This window comes from Stenotrophomonas sp. GQ19 (assembly GCF_059758695.1).
The window spans coordinates 30,031-44,829 of the sequence record NZ_JCAXES010000002.1; the positions used below are offsets into that span (position 1 = coordinate 30,031).

General features: G+C 69.1%; 13 protein-coding genes. 9 read left to right on the plus strand and 4 right to left on the minus strand.

Features of this window, described 5'->3' with window-relative positions; genetic code table 11:
• From AC6CHL_RS04290 to rnfB, 8 genes are all read left to right on the plus strand, one after another.
• On the plus strand, positions 1-774 hold the full coding sequence (locus tag AC6CHL_RS04290) for a queuosine precursor transporter (RefSeq protein WP_498293524.1): 774 nt from the start codon (positions 1-3) through the stop codon (positions 772-774).
• A 96-nt stretch (positions 775-870) separates the two neighbouring features.
• Positions 871-2,796, plus strand: coding sequence for a DUF885 domain-containing protein (locus tag AC6CHL_RS04295; RefSeq protein ID WP_498293526.1), 1,926 nt, complete (start codon positions 871-873; stop codon positions 2,794-2,796).
• A 58-nt stretch (positions 2,797-2,854) separates the two neighbouring features.
• The gene (locus AC6CHL_RS04300) at positions 2,855-3,916 is read left to right on the plus strand and encodes a serine hydrolase domain-containing protein (RefSeq protein ID WP_498293999.1); all 1,062 of its coding nucleotides are present in this window, start codon (positions 2,855-2,857) and stop codon (positions 3,914-3,916) included.
• A complete protein-coding gene (gene gloA2, locus AC6CHL_RS04305; protein ID WP_463601420.1) occupies positions 3,913-4,320 on the plus strand; it encodes an SMU1112c/YaeR family gloxylase I-like metalloprotein in 408 nt (135 codons plus the stop codon). Before AC6CHL_RS04300 ends, gloA2 begins: the two co-directional genes overlap by 4 nt.
• 89 nt (positions 4,321-4,409) lie before the next feature.
• The gene (locus AC6CHL_RS04310; RefSeq protein ID WP_038687075.1) at positions 4,410-4,853 is read left to right on the plus strand and encodes a DUF2147 domain-containing protein; all 444 of its coding nucleotides are present in this window, start codon (positions 4,410-4,412) and stop codon (positions 4,851-4,853) included.
• 666 nt (positions 4,854-5,519) lie between these two features.
• Positions 5,520-7,592, plus strand: a complete 2,073-nt coding sequence (metG, locus tag AC6CHL_RS04315; protein WP_463601421.1) for a methionine--tRNA ligase — start codon at positions 5,520-5,522, stop codon at positions 7,590-7,592.
• Between the two features lie 63 nt (positions 7,593-7,655).
• Positions 7,656-8,246: an HAD family hydrolase gene (locus AC6CHL_RS04320; RefSeq protein WP_137191545.1), complete on the plus strand. Its 591-nt coding sequence runs from the start codon at positions 7,656-7,658 to the stop codon at positions 8,244-8,246.
• Between the two features lie 24 nt (positions 8,247-8,270).
• Positions 8,271-8,696: an Rnf electron transport complex subunit RnfB gene (gene rnfB, locus AC6CHL_RS04325; protein ID WP_447595024.1), complete on the plus strand. Its 426-nt coding sequence runs from the start codon at positions 8,271-8,273 to the stop codon at positions 8,694-8,696.
• Between the two features lie 337 nt (positions 8,697-9,033).
• Here the strand turns inward: rnfB and AC6CHL_RS04330 are convergent, their stop codons facing one another.
• On the minus strand, positions 9,034-9,381 hold the full coding sequence (locus AC6CHL_RS04330; RefSeq protein WP_038687069.1) for a RidA family protein: 348 nt from the start codon (positions 9,379-9,381) through the stop codon (positions 9,034-9,036).
• Between the two features lie 192 nt (positions 9,382-9,573).
• On the opposite strand from AC6CHL_RS04330, the gene mprF reads away from it, so the two are divergent.
• The gene (gene mprF, locus AC6CHL_RS04335) at positions 9,574-12,132 is read left to right on the plus strand and encodes a bifunctional lysylphosphatidylglycerol flippase/synthetase MprF (protein ID WP_498293529.1); all 2,559 of its coding nucleotides are present in this window, start codon (positions 9,574-9,576) and stop codon (positions 12,130-12,132) included.
• 368 nt (positions 12,133-12,500) lie between these two features.
• Here mprF and AC6CHL_RS04340 read toward each other — a convergent pair whose 3' ends face one another.
• From AC6CHL_RS04340 to AC6CHL_RS04350, 3 genes are all read right to left on the minus strand, one after another.
• Positions 12,501-13,844, minus strand: a complete 1,344-nt coding sequence (locus AC6CHL_RS04340) for a virulence factor family protein (RefSeq protein WP_498293530.1) — start codon at positions 13,842-13,844, stop codon at positions 12,501-12,503.
• 87 nt (positions 13,845-13,931) lie between these two features.
• Positions 13,932-14,573, minus strand: a complete 642-nt coding sequence (locus tag AC6CHL_RS04345; RefSeq protein WP_498293532.1) for a DUF998 domain-containing protein — start codon at positions 14,571-14,573, stop codon at positions 13,932-13,934.
• A 14-nt stretch (positions 14,574-14,587) separates the two neighbouring features.
• The gene (locus AC6CHL_RS04350; RefSeq protein WP_038687064.1) at positions 14,588-14,773 is read right to left on the minus strand and encodes an oxidoreductase-like domain-containing protein; all 186 of its coding nucleotides are present in this window, start codon (positions 14,771-14,773) and stop codon (positions 14,588-14,590) included.
• Between the last annotated feature and the right edge of the window lie 26 nt (positions 14,774-14,799).

Consider the following 14,799-nt stretch of genomic DNA (forward strand, 5'->3'; position numbering starts at 1 on the left):
GTGAGCGCGCGGCCGCTGCAGGACCGCGCGGTGCTGTTGTTCATCGCGCTGTCGGCGTTCTTTTGCGCCAACGCGGTGCTGGCCGAACTGATCGGGGTGAAGATCTTCGCGCTCGAAGACACCCTCGGGGTGGCGCCGTTCAACTGGAACCTGTTCGGCCAGACCGGCTCGCTCAGTTTCACCGCCGGCACGTTGCTGTGGCCGGTGGTGTTCATCATGACCGACACCATCAACGAGTTCTTTGGCCGCCGCGGGGTGAAGTTCATCTCGTGGCTGGCGGCGGTGTTGATCAGCTACGGCTTCCTGTTCGCCTTCGCCGCGATCTCGCTGGTGCCGGCCAGCTGGTGGGTCACCTCGATGAGCGCCCATGGCGTGCCCGACTACCAGGCCGCGTTCGCGGCGGTGTTCGGCCAGGGCATGTGGACCATCGCCGGGTCGCTGGTGGCGTTCCTGGTCGGGCAGCTGATCGATGTCTCCATTTTCCATCGCATCCGCCGGGCCACCGGCGAACGCCACGTCTGGTTGCGCGCCACCGGCTCCACGGCGGTGTCGCAGCTGGTGGACAGCTTCGTGGTGATCTGGATCGCGTTCGTGCTGGGCCCGCAGCAGTGGCCCACCTCGCTGTTCCTGGCGGTCAGCAGCGTCAACTATGTCTACAAGATGGGCTTTGCCATCGCCCTGATTCCCTTGCTGTACCTGATGCGGCGCGCCATCACCCGCTACCTGGGGGCCGAGCGCGCCGCGCAGCTGCGGGCCGATGCCGCAGCTGACTGAGGCCCGTACCGCACGAAACTGACCAGGGGCCGGCGCTGGCCGTATGCGCACGGATCGGGCAAGCTCCCCGGTCTGTGTGTTTTACGGATACCGCCGATGCCCCATCCCGCCCGCGCCCTGGCGCTCGCCATCGCCGCCCTGCTGCTGTTCGGCAGCGCCGCACCGGCTGAAGCTGCCAAGAAGAAGGCCAACCGACCGGCTGCCGCGCAGACCCGCGCTGCCGCCAAGCCCAAGGCCAAGCCGCGCGCACGTCCGGCCGCCGCGCCTACGCGCCAGCCGCTGGTCCGCCAGCAGAGCAAGGCCGCCCAGCTCAACCGCATCTACGATGAATACTGGGATGCCTCGATGCGGCTCAACCCGCTGCAGGCCACCTTCCAGGGCGATGCCCGCCACAACGACCAGCTGCCCAACATCCTGTCGGCCGCCTACCGCCAGCAGTCGCATGATTTCACCGTGGAATGGCTGGGCAAGGTCGAAAAGATCGGCACCGATGGCCTGACCGGCCAGGACCTGCTCAGCTACGAAATCTTCGTGCGCGATGCGCGCATGTCGCTGGCCGCCGAGAAGTACCCCAGCTGGATGCTGCCGGTCAGCCAGTACTACAACCTGGGCAGCATCATGGCCATCCTGGGCTCCGGTTCGGGCGCGCAGCCGTTCAACACCGTGGCCGACTACGACAGCTGGTCCAAGCGCTCGCTGGGCATCGCACCGCTGTTCGACCAGGCCGTGGCCAACATGCGCGACGGCATGAAGGCCGGCGTGGTGCAGCCGCGCGACCTGATGGAAAAGGTGCTGCCGCAGCTGGATGCCGTGATCAAGCCGACCGCCGAGGAGAGCATCTTCTGGGCGCCGGTACGCAACATGCCCGAGGATTTCCCCGAGGCGGACAAGGCGCGCATCACCGCCGAATACAAGCGCATGATCGAGTACCGCATCATGCCGGCCTACCGCGCCCTGCGCGGCTTCATCGCCACCGAATACCTGCCGGCCACGCGCACCAGCGATGGCCTGGGCGCACTGCCCAACGGCCAGGCCTGGTACACCCAGAACATCGTGCAGAGCACCGCCGTCACCCTGGACGCCAAGCAGATCCACGCCGTGGCCGAACAGCGCGTGGCCAGCCTGCAGGCGCAGATCACCGCGACCCTCAAGGACAACAAGATCCGCGGGTCGCAGCAGAAAGTGCTGCGCAACATGCGCACCGACCGCAGTTTCCAGTACGCCAACAGCGAGGCGTTGCTGACCCGCTACAAGCAGTTGCAGGCCCAGGTGGGCAGCCGCCTGCCGGCCCTGCTGGGCACCCTGCCGAAGGCCCCGCTGGAGGTGCGTGCGGTGGAACCCGAGCGCGCGGCCAGTGCGGCGGCGGTGGCCTACCAGCCGCCCCTGCCCGATGGCATGCGCCCGGGCATCCTGTACGTCAACACCGCCAACCTGCCCACCCGCCGCCGCTGGTCGGCGCCGATGCAGTTCCTGCACGAAGGTATTCCCGGCCACCACGTGCAGCTGGGCCTGCAGCAGGAGCTGGACAAGCTGCCGCGCTTCCGTCGCCTCGGCGGTGATATCGCCTTCATCGAGGGCTGGGGCCTGTATGCCGAATCGCTGGGCGAGCAGCTGGGCGTGTACCAGGACCCCTATGAGCGCATCGGCTACCTGCAGGCCGCGTTGACCCGCGCCGCCCGCATGGCCGCTGATACCGGCGTGCATGCGCAGGGCTGGAGCAAGCGCCAGGCCGTGGACTATCTGGTCAAGACCGCCGACATGCCCACCGAAGATGCCACTGCCGAAGTCGAGCGTTTCATGGCCCTGCCCGGGCAGACCTTGCCCAATGGCCTGGGCGAACTGAAGATGGTGGAGCTGCGCGAGCGCGCCAAGGCCGCGCTGGGCCCGCGCTTCGACCTGCGCCGTTTCCATGAGGAAGTCCTGCGCGACGGCTCGATGCCTCTGGATATCCTGGACGCCAAGATGACCCGCTGGATCGCGGCCGAGACGGCTGGCACAGCGGCGCCCGCCTCGACCCCCTGACCCATGCACGGAGCCGGCCATGCAGCCACCTGATCGCCGGCGTTACCGCAGCAGGTTGATGGCGGGCGGTCTGGTCTGGCTGGGCCTGCTGGCGGCGGGCGGCACGTCGGCAGCGCCGGTACTGTCGCCGCCCGACCCTGGCATCGACGCGCTGCTGCAGCGCTACGACGACCAGGTGCCGGGCGCGGCGGTGCTGGTCCTGCACGATGGCCAGCCGGTGTTCCAGCGCGGCTACGGGCTGGCGGTGGTCGAAGACCACACGGCGGTGACCGCCCGGACCAACTTCCGCCTGGCCTCGGTCAGCAAGCAGTTCACCGCCGCGGCGATCCTGCTGCTGGCCGAAGACGGCGCGCTGCGCCTGGACGACCCGCTCAAACGCTGGCTGCCCTCGCTCCCGGCCGCCGCCGACGCGATCACCCTGCGCCACCTGCTCAGCCATACCGGTGGCCTGCTCGACTACGAAGACCTGATGCCCGCCACGGCCACCGCGCAGGTGCACGACATCGACGTGCTGCACCTGCTGGAGGCCCAGGACCGCACCCTGTTCGCCCCGGGCAGCCAGTACCGGTACAGCAACAGCGGTTACGCGCTGCTGGCGCTGGTGGTGGCCAAGGCATCGGGCCAGGATTTCGCCACGTTCCTGCGCGCACGGATCTTCCAGCCGCTGGGCATGCGCGACACCGTGGCCCACCAGGACGGCGTGGACGACGTGGCCCGGCGCGCCTATGGCTACAGCGCGCTCGACGGGCGCTGGCAGCGCACCGACCAGAGCCCGACCAGCGCGGTGCTGGGCGACGGCGGCATTTATTCCTCGCTCGACGACCTGGCCCGGTGGGACGCGGCGCTGTACGACCAGCGCCTGCTCACGACCGCCTCCCTGCGCCAGGCCTTCGCCCCCGCCACGCGCACCAACGAGCCGGACGTGCCGTTCTACGGCTTCGGCTGGCGGCTCAATGGCGACGCGCAATGGCACAGCGGGGAAAGCATCGGCTTCCGCAACGTGATCCTGCGTTATCCCCGCCAGCACCTGACGGTGATCATCCTGACCAACCGCGACGGCCCCGAACCCTATCCGCTGGCGCTGCAGATCGCCCAGCGCTGGCTGGACACCCTGCAATGACGCCTCCAACCGACACCCCGCTGCTCGGCATCCACCACGTGGCCGTGATCGGCGCGGACTACGCCCGTTCCAAGGCCTTCTACACCCAGGTACTGGGCTTGCGGGTACTGGACGAGAACTACCGCGCCGAACGCGATTCCTGGAAGCTGGACCTGGCCCTGCCCGACGGCAGCCAGCTCGAACTGTTCTCCTTCCCCGGCGCCCCGCCCCGGCCCAGCCGCCCCGAGGCCCAGGGCCTGCGCCACCTGGCCTTCCGGGTAGCGGCCCTGGAACCGATGATCGCGCGCCTGGCCGCCGCCGGCGTGGTGTGCGAACCGATCCGCACCGATGAGTACACCGGCCGCCGCTTCACCTTCTTCGCCGATCCGGACGACCTGCCGCTGGAGCTGTACGAAATCGGCTGATCCCCGTTGCCCATACCCCGGCGAATGGGTATACAGTCGGCCTGTACCGGCACTGCGCCGGCCTTCACCGACATCCCTGGGAGGGGAACATGCGCAAGACTTTCAAGACCCTGTTGCTGGCGCTGCCGCTGATGCTGGCCGCGATGTCGGCCAGCGCCGCCGACGGTGCGGTTGGCCGCTGGAAGACCATCGACGACAAGACCGGCAAGGTGAAGTCGATCGTGGAGATCACCCAGGCCGCCAACGGCGCGCTGACCGGCAAGGTCGTGGACATCCTGCATTCGGACAAGGGCCCCAACCCGGTCTGCGACGGCTGCGAAGGCGCCAACAAGAACAAGCCGGTCAAGGGCATGACCATCCTGTGGAACCTGAAGGCCGACGGCGCCAACGCCTGGTCCGGCGGCACCATCCTGGACCCGGCCAACGGCAAGACCTACAAGTCCAAGGTCAAGCTCCAGACCGGCGGCGCCAAGCTCGACGTCTCCGGCTGCATCGCCTTCATCTGCCGCTCCCAGACATGGGTGCGGGAGTAATTTTTCGGCGTTGGTTTAGCTAGTCATTGCTGCGGTGTGGTCGAGGCGGGTTCAACCCCACCGGGACACGCCGTGAACCCATCCCTGGGGGCTCGTCCACGGCATCCATGCCGTGGACGGTCCCGGTGGGGTTGAACCCGCCTCGCCCTCCAGGCATGTGCATCGCCGGTTGGGAGGAAGAAGAAGGCCGAAGCGGCTGCGCCGCTTCGGCCTTTTGCATTTCTACTCTCCCCCACACCCCGAACCAAACCGCTCTGGCTCCGGCTCCGGCACGCAGAAGCTCCTTTCGGTTCGGTTCGGTTCGGTTCGATCGGCCCGGTTCGCTTCGCTTAGTCTCCGGCCTCTGCCCTGCCCCCCCCCGCCGTTCCCATGCACACCAGCCAACTGTGGAAGGGCTGGGGTGGGTGAGGTTGCGGGGCCCTCCACCGCATGGATGCGGTGGCGGAGCTTACACGGACGTACTTGCAGCGTGCCCCGCGGCCTCACCCACCCCGGCCCTCCCCCAGCAGACCGGTCAACAGGCTTCGGCTGTGGCTGTGGCTTCGGCTTCGGCTGCGGCTGTGGCTCCGGCTCTGGCCCTGGCTCCGGCTTCGAAAAAAAAGCCCGCCGCAGGCGCCCACCCCCTCCATGCGATAATCCCCGGTCCCCAAGGCAACAACGCAGACCATGACCCGCACCGCTCTAGTCACCACCGCACTGCCCTACGCCAACGGCCCCCTGCACCTGGGCCACCTGGTCGGCTACATCCAGGCGGACATCTGGGTGCGTGCGCGTCGAATGAGCGGCGGCAAAACCTGGTTCGTCTGCGCCGATGACACCCATGGCACCCCGATCATGCTCGCCGCCGAAAAGGCCGGCGTCACCCCGGAAGCCTTCATCGCCAACATCCAGGCCAGCCACGAGCGCGACTTCGCCGCGTTCGGCGTGGCGTTCGATCATTACGACTCGACCAACTCGGCCGCCAACAAAGCGCTCACCGAAGCCTTCTACCTCAAGCTTGAGGCCGAAGGCCACATCGCGCGCCGCTCCGTGGCCCAGTTCTACGATCCTGCCAAGGGCATGTTCCTGCCCGACCGCTACATCAAGGGCATCTGCCCGGTCTGCAGCAGCCCGGACCAGTACGGCGACAACTGCGAAGTGTGCGGCGCCACCTACGCCCCCACCGAACTGAAGGACCCGCGCTCGGTCATCTCCGGGGCCACCCCGGAAATGCGCGACTCCGAACACTTCTTCTTCGAAGTCGGCCACTTCGACGCCTTCCTGCGCGAGTGGCTCGCCGGCGACGTCGCCCTGCCCGGCGTCAAGGCCAAGCTCGGCGAATGGCTCAATGCCGACGGCGGCCTGCGCGCCTGGGACATCTCCCGCGATGCCCCCTACTTCGGCTTTGAAATCCCCGGCCAGCCCGGCAAGTATTTCTACGTCTGGCTGGATGCCCCGATCGGCTACCTGTCCAGCTTCAAGACCCTGTGCGACAAGAACGGCGAAGACTTCGACGCCCACCTGCGCGCCGGCACCAGCACCGAACTGCACCATTTCATCGGCAAGGACATCGTCAACTTCCACGGCCTGTTCTGGCCGGCCGTCCTGCACGGCACCGGCCACCGCGCGCCCACCCGCCTGCACGTCAACGGCTACCTGATGGTCGACGGCGCCAAAATGTCCAAGTCGCGCGGCACCTTCGTCATGGCCCGCACCTACCTCGACGTCGGCCTGGAAGCCGAGGCCCTGCGCTACTACTTCGCCGCCAAGTCCGGCGGCGGCGTCGAAGACCTCGATCTGAACCTGAGCGACTTCACCGCGCGCGTCAACGCTGATCTGGTGGGCAAGTTCGTCAACCTGGCCAGCCGCTGCGCCGGCTTCATCAGCAAGCGCTTCGACGGCCGCCTGGCCGACAGCCTGCCCGATGCCGCCCAGTACGACCGCTTCGTCGCCGCCCTCGCCCCCATCCGGGAGGCATACGAGCGCAACGACCCGGCCGCCGCCGTGCGCCTGACCATGACCCTGGCCGACGAAGCCAACCGCTACATCGACGACCAGAAACCGTGGGTGATCGCCAAGCAGGAGGGCGCCGACGCCCAGCTGCAGGCCGTCTGCACCCAGGGCCTGAACCTGTTCCGCGTGCTGGTCACCGCGCTCAAGCCGATTCTGCCGGCCACCGCCGCCCAGGCCGACGCGTTCCTGGCCGCCCCCGTGCAGGACTGGACCGACGTCGCCCGCCCGCTCACCGCGCACACCATTGCCGTGTATGCCCCGCTGTTCACCCGGATTGACCCGAAAATGATCGACGCCATGACCGACGCCTCCAAGGACACCCTCGCCGCTGCCGCCCCGGCTGCCCCGGCCAAGCCCGCCAAGCCGGCTGCCGCACCGGCACCGGCGGTGCCCGCCGCACCTGCCGACGGCCCGGCCTACATCGGCATCGACGACTTCGCCAAGCTCGACCTGCGCATCGGCAAGGTGCTGGTCTGCGAATTCGTGGACGGCTCGGACAAGCTGCTGCGCTTCGAACTGGATGCCGGCGACCTCGGCAAGCGCCAGATCTTCTCCGGTATCCGCGCCAGCTACGGCGAACCGGAGAAGCTGGTCGGCCGCAGCGTGGTCTTCATTGCCAACCTGGCCCCGCGCAAGATGCGTTTCGGCCTGAGCGAAGGCATGATCCTGTCGGCCGGTTTCGACGGCGGCGACCTGGCCCTGCTCGACGCCGACAGCAGCGCCCAGCCCGGCATGCCGGTACGCTGATCGCATCCGGGGGCGGCGCTGCCGCCGTCCCCGCCTGCTGGCCTGCACGGACGGAGGTGCGGTTTGGAACTGGCGTTGTTCGATTTCGACCACACGGTCACCACCTGCGACACCTACGGCCGCTTCCTGCGCCGCGTGGCCACCCCGGAACAACTGGCCCAAGCCTGGTGGAAAGTGGGTCCGTGGCTGCTGGCCTACCGGCTCAAGCTGATCTCGGCCGCACGGATCCGCGCCCGCGTTACCCGGCTGACCTTCAGCAACCGCCACAGCGAGGACATCGCCACCCAGGCCGCCGGCTATGCCCGCGACGTGCTGCCCGGCGTGGTGCGCCCGCAGATGCTCGAACAGATCCGCTGGCACCTGCAACAACGGCACACCGTGGTGATCGTGTCCGGCTCGCTGGACCTGTACCTGCGGCCGTGGTGCGAATCGCTGGGGCTGGGCCTGATCTGCAACCGGCTGGAAAGCCACGACGGCCGCCTGACCGGGCGCTATGCCGACGGCGACTGTGGCCCGCGCAAGGTTGAACACATCCGCCAACGCTACGACCTGTCACGCTTCCAGCGCATCCACGCCTACGGTGACAGCCGCGAAGACCGGCCGATGCTGGCGCTCGCCCACGACCGCTGGTATCGCGGCAAACCCCTCAAATAACGTCCCGCGCAGCCGACGCCACGCATGCCCAGTACCACCGCCAGTTTGATCGAACGCCTCGACCGCCTGTTGCCGCAAACCCAATGCGGCCAGTGTGGCTATGACGGCTGCTACCCGTATGCGCAGGCCATGGCCCGTGGCGAGGCCGGCGTCGACCACTGCCCACCGGGCGGTGACGACGGCGCCCGTGCGCTGGCCCATGTGCTGGGCGTGCCGGCGCTGCCGTTTGATCGCAGCCGCGGCGCGCACAAACCCGCGCAGGTCGCGCTGATTGTCGAAGCCGACTGTATCGGCTGCACCAAATGCATCCAGGCCTGTCCGGTGGACGCCATCGTGGGCGGTGCCAAGTACATGCACACCGTCCTGCCCGATCTGTGCACCGGTTGCGAGCTGTGCATTCCCCCGTGCCCGGTGGATTGCATCGCATTGATCGCAGCACCCGCCCGGTAACGCCGGACGTTGATCGCGGCACACGCCCCGCAACGCCGAACGTTGATCGCGGCACACGCCCGTAGCGCCGGGCTCTGCCCGGCTGCTGTTGAATTTGCATGGCCGGCGGACAGCCGGGCAGAGCCCGGCTCTACATGCACCGCGAGAGCGGTGACGCATGGGCGCATGGCGATGCGTCGAGAATCACGGCGCCCATCGGTTCGCGTGGCGCGGCAGAGCCCGGCTCTACTACATGCACCGCGAGAGCGGTGACGCATGGGCGCATGGCGATGCGTCGAGAATCACGGCGCCCATCGGTTCGCGTGGCGCGGCAGAGCCCGGCTCTATGTGCCCCTGTTTACGGCAACGCAGCGGTAATCACGATCTCCACCTTCCAGCTCGGGTCGGCCAGCTTGGCTTCCACCGTCGCGCGCGCCGGCGTCATGCCCGCCACCACCCACTCGTCCCACGCGGCGTTCATGCCGGCGAAATCGTTGATGTCGGCCAGGAACACTTCCGCGCGCAGCACGTGCTGCTTGTCGCTGGCCACCAGGGCCAACAGCTTGTCGATCTCTTCCAGTACCTGCCGGGTCTGGCCGGTGATGTCCTGGCTGGTGTCTTCCGGGATCTGCCCGGACAGATAGGCAACCTTGTTGTGCACGGTCATTTCAGACATGCGCGGACCGACGTCGAAACGTTCCAACATGGCGATGGCTCCTCTGGGTGATGGGCCATTGTCACCGATGCGGTGTGAGCCTGTCCTTGCCCTGGATCATTGCCGCCACGGCAGGCACAGCGCACACCCTTGGCAAGCGTGCGCATCAGGCGCACGATGCGCGCGCACACCGCGCCGCCTGTCTTGACTCTTTCATCGCCCGCCCCGGAGCACGCTTCACCGATGACCGAAACAACCCCTGCTCCCGCACCGGCCCGCCTCGCCTGGCGCCGTGCCGCCACCGTCATCTTCAGCCTGGCGATCCTGGCGCTGGCCCTGCGCGGGCTGGCCAGCGAATTCGACGAACATGGCTACCGTGCCATCCGCGAAGCCTTCCGCCATCTCGGCGCGGGGCAGATTGCACTGACCGTGGTGCTGGGCCTGGCCAGCTACGCCTGCCTGATCGGTTTTGATGCCATCGGCCTGCGCCGCAGCGGCAAGCGCCTGCATCCGGCGCGCGTGGGCATCACCGCGTTCCTGGCGCACACGCTGGGCCAGACCCTGGGCTTTGCCGCCCTCACCGGCGGTGCGGTACGGCTGCGCGGCTACGGCGGCGCCGGGTTGAGCCTGGGCGAGATTGGCCAGGTGGTGCTGATGAGCACGCTCGGCTTCGTGTTCGGTGCCTGGCTGCTGCTCGCCCTGGCCTTCGTGCTGGAACCCGGCGCGGCCGCGCTGGCGTTGCCGGTATCGGTGCAGGCGGTGCGCGTGGCCGGCATCGTCGGCCTGCTCGGCTATGCCGCCACGCTGCTGCTGGTTGGCCGCGACGGGCGCAGTTTCAGCATCCGCGGCCACGCCCTGTGGCTGCCCGACCGCCGCACCATGCTCTGGGTCACCGCGCTGAGCGTGGTCGAACTGGTGCTGGCCAGCGCCGCGTTCTACGTGCTGCTGCCGATGGACACCCCGACCGGTCTGCCCGGCTTTGTCGGCCTGTACCTGGTGGCGGTGCTGGCCGGGCTGATCTCCAGCGTGCCGGCGGGTCTGGGCGTGTTCGAGTGGAGCCTGCTCAAGCTGTTGCCGCAGGTGGCACCGGCCGCCGTGCTGGCCGCGGCGCTGATCTACCGCGTCACCTACTACGTGCTGCCGCTGCTGCTGGCCACGCTGCTGGCGCTGGGCCCGGCCCTGCGCAAGCCGCTGCGGGTCGGCGCCGGGGCCACCCGCGCCGGCTGGACCGCGCTGCGCCCGTGGCTGCCGCAGATCATCGCGCTGGCGGTGTTCAGCGTGGGCGCGGCGCTGGTGATCGACGGCACCCTGCCCACGCCGCGCCGGCACCTGCTCAACGCCTCGCTGCCGATCCTGGAAACCTCGCACCTGCTCGGCAGCCTCGCCGGCGTGGCGCTGCTGCTGATCGGCCAGGGCCTGCAGCGGCGCAGCCACGCCGCGTGGATGCTGGCGCTGGGCATCTGCGTGATCGCGCCGCTGCCGATCTGGCTGCGCGGCGGCCAGGTGCTGATCGCGCTGTCGGCGCTGCTGGTGGCCATGGCGCTGTGGGCCTCGCGTCGCGAGTTCTACCGCCAGGGCGCGCTGCTGGACGAAGCCTGGTCATGGCCGTGGATCCGCAACCTTGGCCTGGTGCTGGTGGCGGTGATCTGGCTGTTGTTCTTCGTCTACAGCCACGTGGAATACCAGAACGAGCTGTGGTGGCAGTTCGCCCTGCAAGGCAATGCGCCGCGCGCCCTGCGTGCGCTGCTGGTGGTGGCCATCGCGCTCACCATCTTCGGCCTGGCGCGGCTGCTGCACAGCACCCGCAGCCCGCTGCCGCCGGCCGACACGCCCACGCTGGATGCGCTTGCGCCGATCCTGCTCGCCGCCGAAGACACCCAGGCCTGCCTGGTGCTGACCGCCGACAAGGCGGTGCTGCGTGATGCCGACCAGCGCGGCTTTGTGATGATGCAGCGCTACGGCGGTTCGCTGATTGCCATGGGCGACCCGGTGGGACCGCCGGACGTGGCGCGTGGGCTGATCTGGCGCTTCCGCGAGGAAGCCGACCGGCTCGGCCTGCGCCCGGTGTTCTACCAGGTTGGCGAAGCGTACTGGCAGACCTACCTCGACCTGGGGCTGACCCTGGTCAAACTGGGCGAGGAGGCGATGGTTCCGCTGCAGGATTTCGGCCTGGAAGGACGCGACCGCGCCGACCTGCGCCAGGCCTGGAACCGCGGCAAGCGCGGCGGCCTGAGCTTCCGCGTGGCTGCACCGGCAGAGGTGCCGGCGCTGCTGCCGGCACTGGCCGCCATTTCGCAACAGTGGCTGGACGACAAGGCCGGCGACGAAAAGGGCTTCTCGCTGGGCAGCTTCGATCCGGACTACCTGGTGCGCTTCCCGGTCGCGTTGGTGGAGGCTGAAGGCCGCATCGTGGCGTTCGCCAATCTGTGGCAGGCGCCGGCCGGGCATGAACTGTCGGTGGACCTGATGCGGCACGTCGACGACGCGCCCAAGGGCACCATGGATTTCCTGTTCATCGAGTTGTTCCTGTGGGGCCGCGAACACGGCTTCCACCGCTTCTCGCTGGGCATGGCGCCGCTGTCCGGGCTGGCCCAACACCGGCTGGCCGGCCGCTGGAACCGCTTTGCCAACATCGTGGCCCGCCACGGGGAACGCTTCTATGGGTTCAGCGGGCTGCGCCGCTTCAAGTCCAAGTTCGCCCCGCAATGGCGCGCGCGTTACCTGGCCGCACCGGGCGGCGTGCACTTGCCTGCGGCGCTGCTCGATGCCACCCGGCTGATCTCGCTGGACCCGCGGCGGTAGAGCCGACCATTGGTCGGCTGCTTGGATGCGTGGCGTTACGGCAGCCGACCAACGGTCGGCTCTACCCGCGCGGCGTTACGGTAGCCGACCAACGGTCGGCTCTACCCGCACGGCGTTACGGCAGCCGACCAACGGTCGGCTCTACCCTCCAGCAGCGTCTGCGCCAAGCGGCGTGGAATTCGTCGTCGGCGTTCTTGCCGACCGACATCAAGCCGATCATCGTCACGCCCTACCCCCGGCGGATGGCGCTGGACCCGAGCCGGTAGAGCCGACCGTTGGTCGGCTGCTCTGATGCGCGGCGCTACAGCAGCCGACCAACGGTCGGCTCTACCCTGTACGGCGTTACGGCAGCCGACCAACGGTCGGCTCTACCGGGCGGGGAGGTGGTCCAGCAGCGTCTGCGCGAGGCGATCGTAATCGCCCTTGAAATGGTGGTCGCCCGGCAGCTTGATCACCTGCGCGTTGCCCGCCGGCAGCGACGGGCATAGTGCGTCGTCGTCATCTTCGCCATACAGGCACAGCGTCTTGCCCGCCGGCAGCTTGGCGATCTCCGGCGCAATCGGGATGCCGCCGCCGCCACCGCCCAGCCAGTTGCTGACGTGGAACTCGTAGTCGGCGTTCTTGCCGACCGACATCAAGCCGATCATCGCCACGTTGGCGCGCGTGGCCGGGGACAGCTGGTTGATCGCCGCGGGGAGCACGTCGGCGCCCTGCGAGAACCCGACCAGCACCACCCGCTTGCGCTGCCATTGCTGGCTGTAGTGGCTGGCAATGCGCTCCAGGTCGCGCGCGAAGCCTTCCGGGGTGCGTGCCGTCCAGAAGTAGCGCAGCGAATCCACGCCGACCACCGGCACCCCCGCCTCGCCCAGCGCCGCCGCCACTTCCTTGTCCAGTCCGGCCCAGCCACCGTCGCCGGACACGAAGATGGCGAACGTGTCGCCAGGCTTGCTGGCAGGCACCTCGACCACGGGCAGGCCCTTGAGCGCATCCGGCGGCGGCGCCAGGCTCACGCCCTTCTGCGCCCCGACCACCTGCGCGGCCGCCAACAGCCCCGGCAGGTCGTCACCGTCGGCGGTGCGCTGGAAATCACGCCCCATCGCCACCTTGCGCACGAATGCGGCCGCGTTGCCGGCGGTGCAATGGCGCTCGCCCGCCGCGTTCAACCACGGAAAATTCAGCTCGGCCGGTTGCAGCCGGCCATGGCTGCTGCCCGCACCGCAGACCTTGCGCTCGCGCGCGTGGTCGGGGCAGAAGCCGGTGGTCAGCAGGCCGGCGAATACCTGCGTATCGGCCTGCGCGGCCACCGCGTAGGCCAGCTCGGCCCCTTCGCCATCACCGCCGATCAGCGGCAGGTGGTAGCCGGGTACGTGCAGGTAGGCCTGGAACCAGCGCGAGAAATTCTCCACGTCACCGGCGCCGAATGCGCAGGTGCCACTGCCTTCCTTGGCCAGTACCTGGCGCAGCCGGGCCACGTCCACTTGGGCCACCAGCGCGCCCTGTGCGCGCAGGGCGTCGATGCGCCCGCGGCTGCGCTCACGCTCGTGGCCGCCGTCGAACCACACCACCACCCGCTGCGGGTGGCCGTCGGGCAGGTACACCGGCACCTGCTGGAACCGCCCATGGCTGACCTGTTGCGGGGTCGCGGCAGCCGCCACCGACACCCAGCCCCCGATCACCAGACCCAGAACCTTCCCCCACCCGGCTCGCCGCATCGTTACGCATCCCAAAAGAGTCCTCGCCACGATACGCCGGTCCCCCGGCAACGGCATGTACACAGACTGGCTGCAACTTCGCGCCGCTCAACCGGCCCGGCGGCGCGCGTGCCGCCACTGGCGCAGCGCCACCGCCAGCAGCCACACCACCACGGCGGCAATCACCAGCTTCTGCCCCGCCCCGCGCGGCGGAGCGCGCCACAGCACGTGCAGCCACAGCAGCACGAAGCAGCCCCAGGCCCACCACCAGGCCGGGGCCGCCCAGCGCGACCACAGCGGGTCGGCGCGCAGGTACCAGCTCTGCAGCAGCATGGCCACGCTCACGCACAGGAACGCGGTGTTGGCCGCCACCGCGTGCACCAGCGGCGCCAGCAGCGGGGCGAGCGCCGGCAACCAGCTGTCGCCGATCGCCACGCCCATCAGGCCCAGCCCGGCCACGCAGAACAACAGCGGTGCGGCACTGCTGCGCCGGGGCGAACGGCTGCCGGCGTGCAGCGACCAGGCGAGCAGCATGATCGCCATCGCCAGCACGCAGTACGCGCTGCGCAACGCCAGCCCGCCCGGGCCGTGCAGGTAGAGGCTGAGCGTGGCCTGCACCCAGTCCAGATCCTGGCGTGCCCATTGGAGCCACAGCGCGGTGGCGGAAAACACGCTCAGCGCCGCCACCGCCAGCAGCGCGGCATGGCCGTGCCGGGGCGATACACCGTGTGCAGCAGGGGCAATGGTCATCCCGGCGGCCCCGCTCAGTCGGTGGCGTCGGGGTGGCGCACTCTCCACGCCGCCAGCGCGGCCCGGTAGCGCTGCAGCTCGTCGCTGTACAGATCCAGCACGCACAGCGGGCAGCCACTGCCACAGCACTCGTTGGGGCCGGGCTCTTCGGGCGGCTGCGGACGCGGGTCGGGATCGGGGAAAACGGCAGGCAGGGACATGGGCAGGCGGGACGTGGTGGAGGGAG

Coding starts and splice junctions, on each gene's coding strand:
- AC6CHL_RS04300 (WP_498293999.1), top strand. CDS start 2,855: ATGGCGGGCGGTCTGGTCTGGCTGGGCCTGCTGGCGGCGGGCGGCACG.
- AC6CHL_RS04345 (WP_498293532.1), bottom strand. CDS start 14,573: ATGACCATTGCCCCTGCTGCACACGGTGTATCGCCCCGGCACGGCCAT.
- AC6CHL_RS04330 (WP_038687069.1), bottom strand. CDS start 9,381: ATGTTGGAACGTTTCGACGTCGGTCCGCGCATGTCTGAAATGACCGTG.
- AC6CHL_RS04350 (WP_038687064.1), bottom strand. CDS start 14,773: ATGTCCCTGCCTGCCGTTTTCCCCGATCCCGACCCGCGTCCGCAGCCG.
- mprF (WP_498293529.1), top strand. CDS start 9,574: ATGACCGAAACAACCCCTGCTCCCGCACCGGCCCGCCTCGCCTGGCGC.
- AC6CHL_RS04310 (WP_038687075.1), top strand. CDS start 4,410: ATGCGCAAGACTTTCAAGACCCTGTTGCTGGCGCTGCCGCTGATGCTG.
- AC6CHL_RS04340 (WP_498293530.1), bottom strand. CDS start 13,844: ATGCGGCGAGCCGGGTGGGGGAAGGTTCTGGGTCTGGTGATCGGGGGC.
- metG (WP_463601421.1), top strand. CDS start 5,520: ATGACCCGCACCGCTCTAGTCACCACCGCACTGCCCTACGCCAACGGC.
- rnfB (WP_447595024.1), top strand. CDS start 8,271: ATGCCCAGTACCACCGCCAGTTTGATCGAACGCCTCGACCGCCTGTTG.
- AC6CHL_RS04295 (WP_498293526.1), top strand. CDS start 871: ATGCCCCATCCCGCCCGCGCCCTGGCGCTCGCCATCGCCGCCCTGCTG.
- gloA2 (WP_463601420.1), top strand. CDS start 3,913: ATGACGCCTCCAACCGACACCCCGCTGCTCGGCATCCACCACGTGGCC.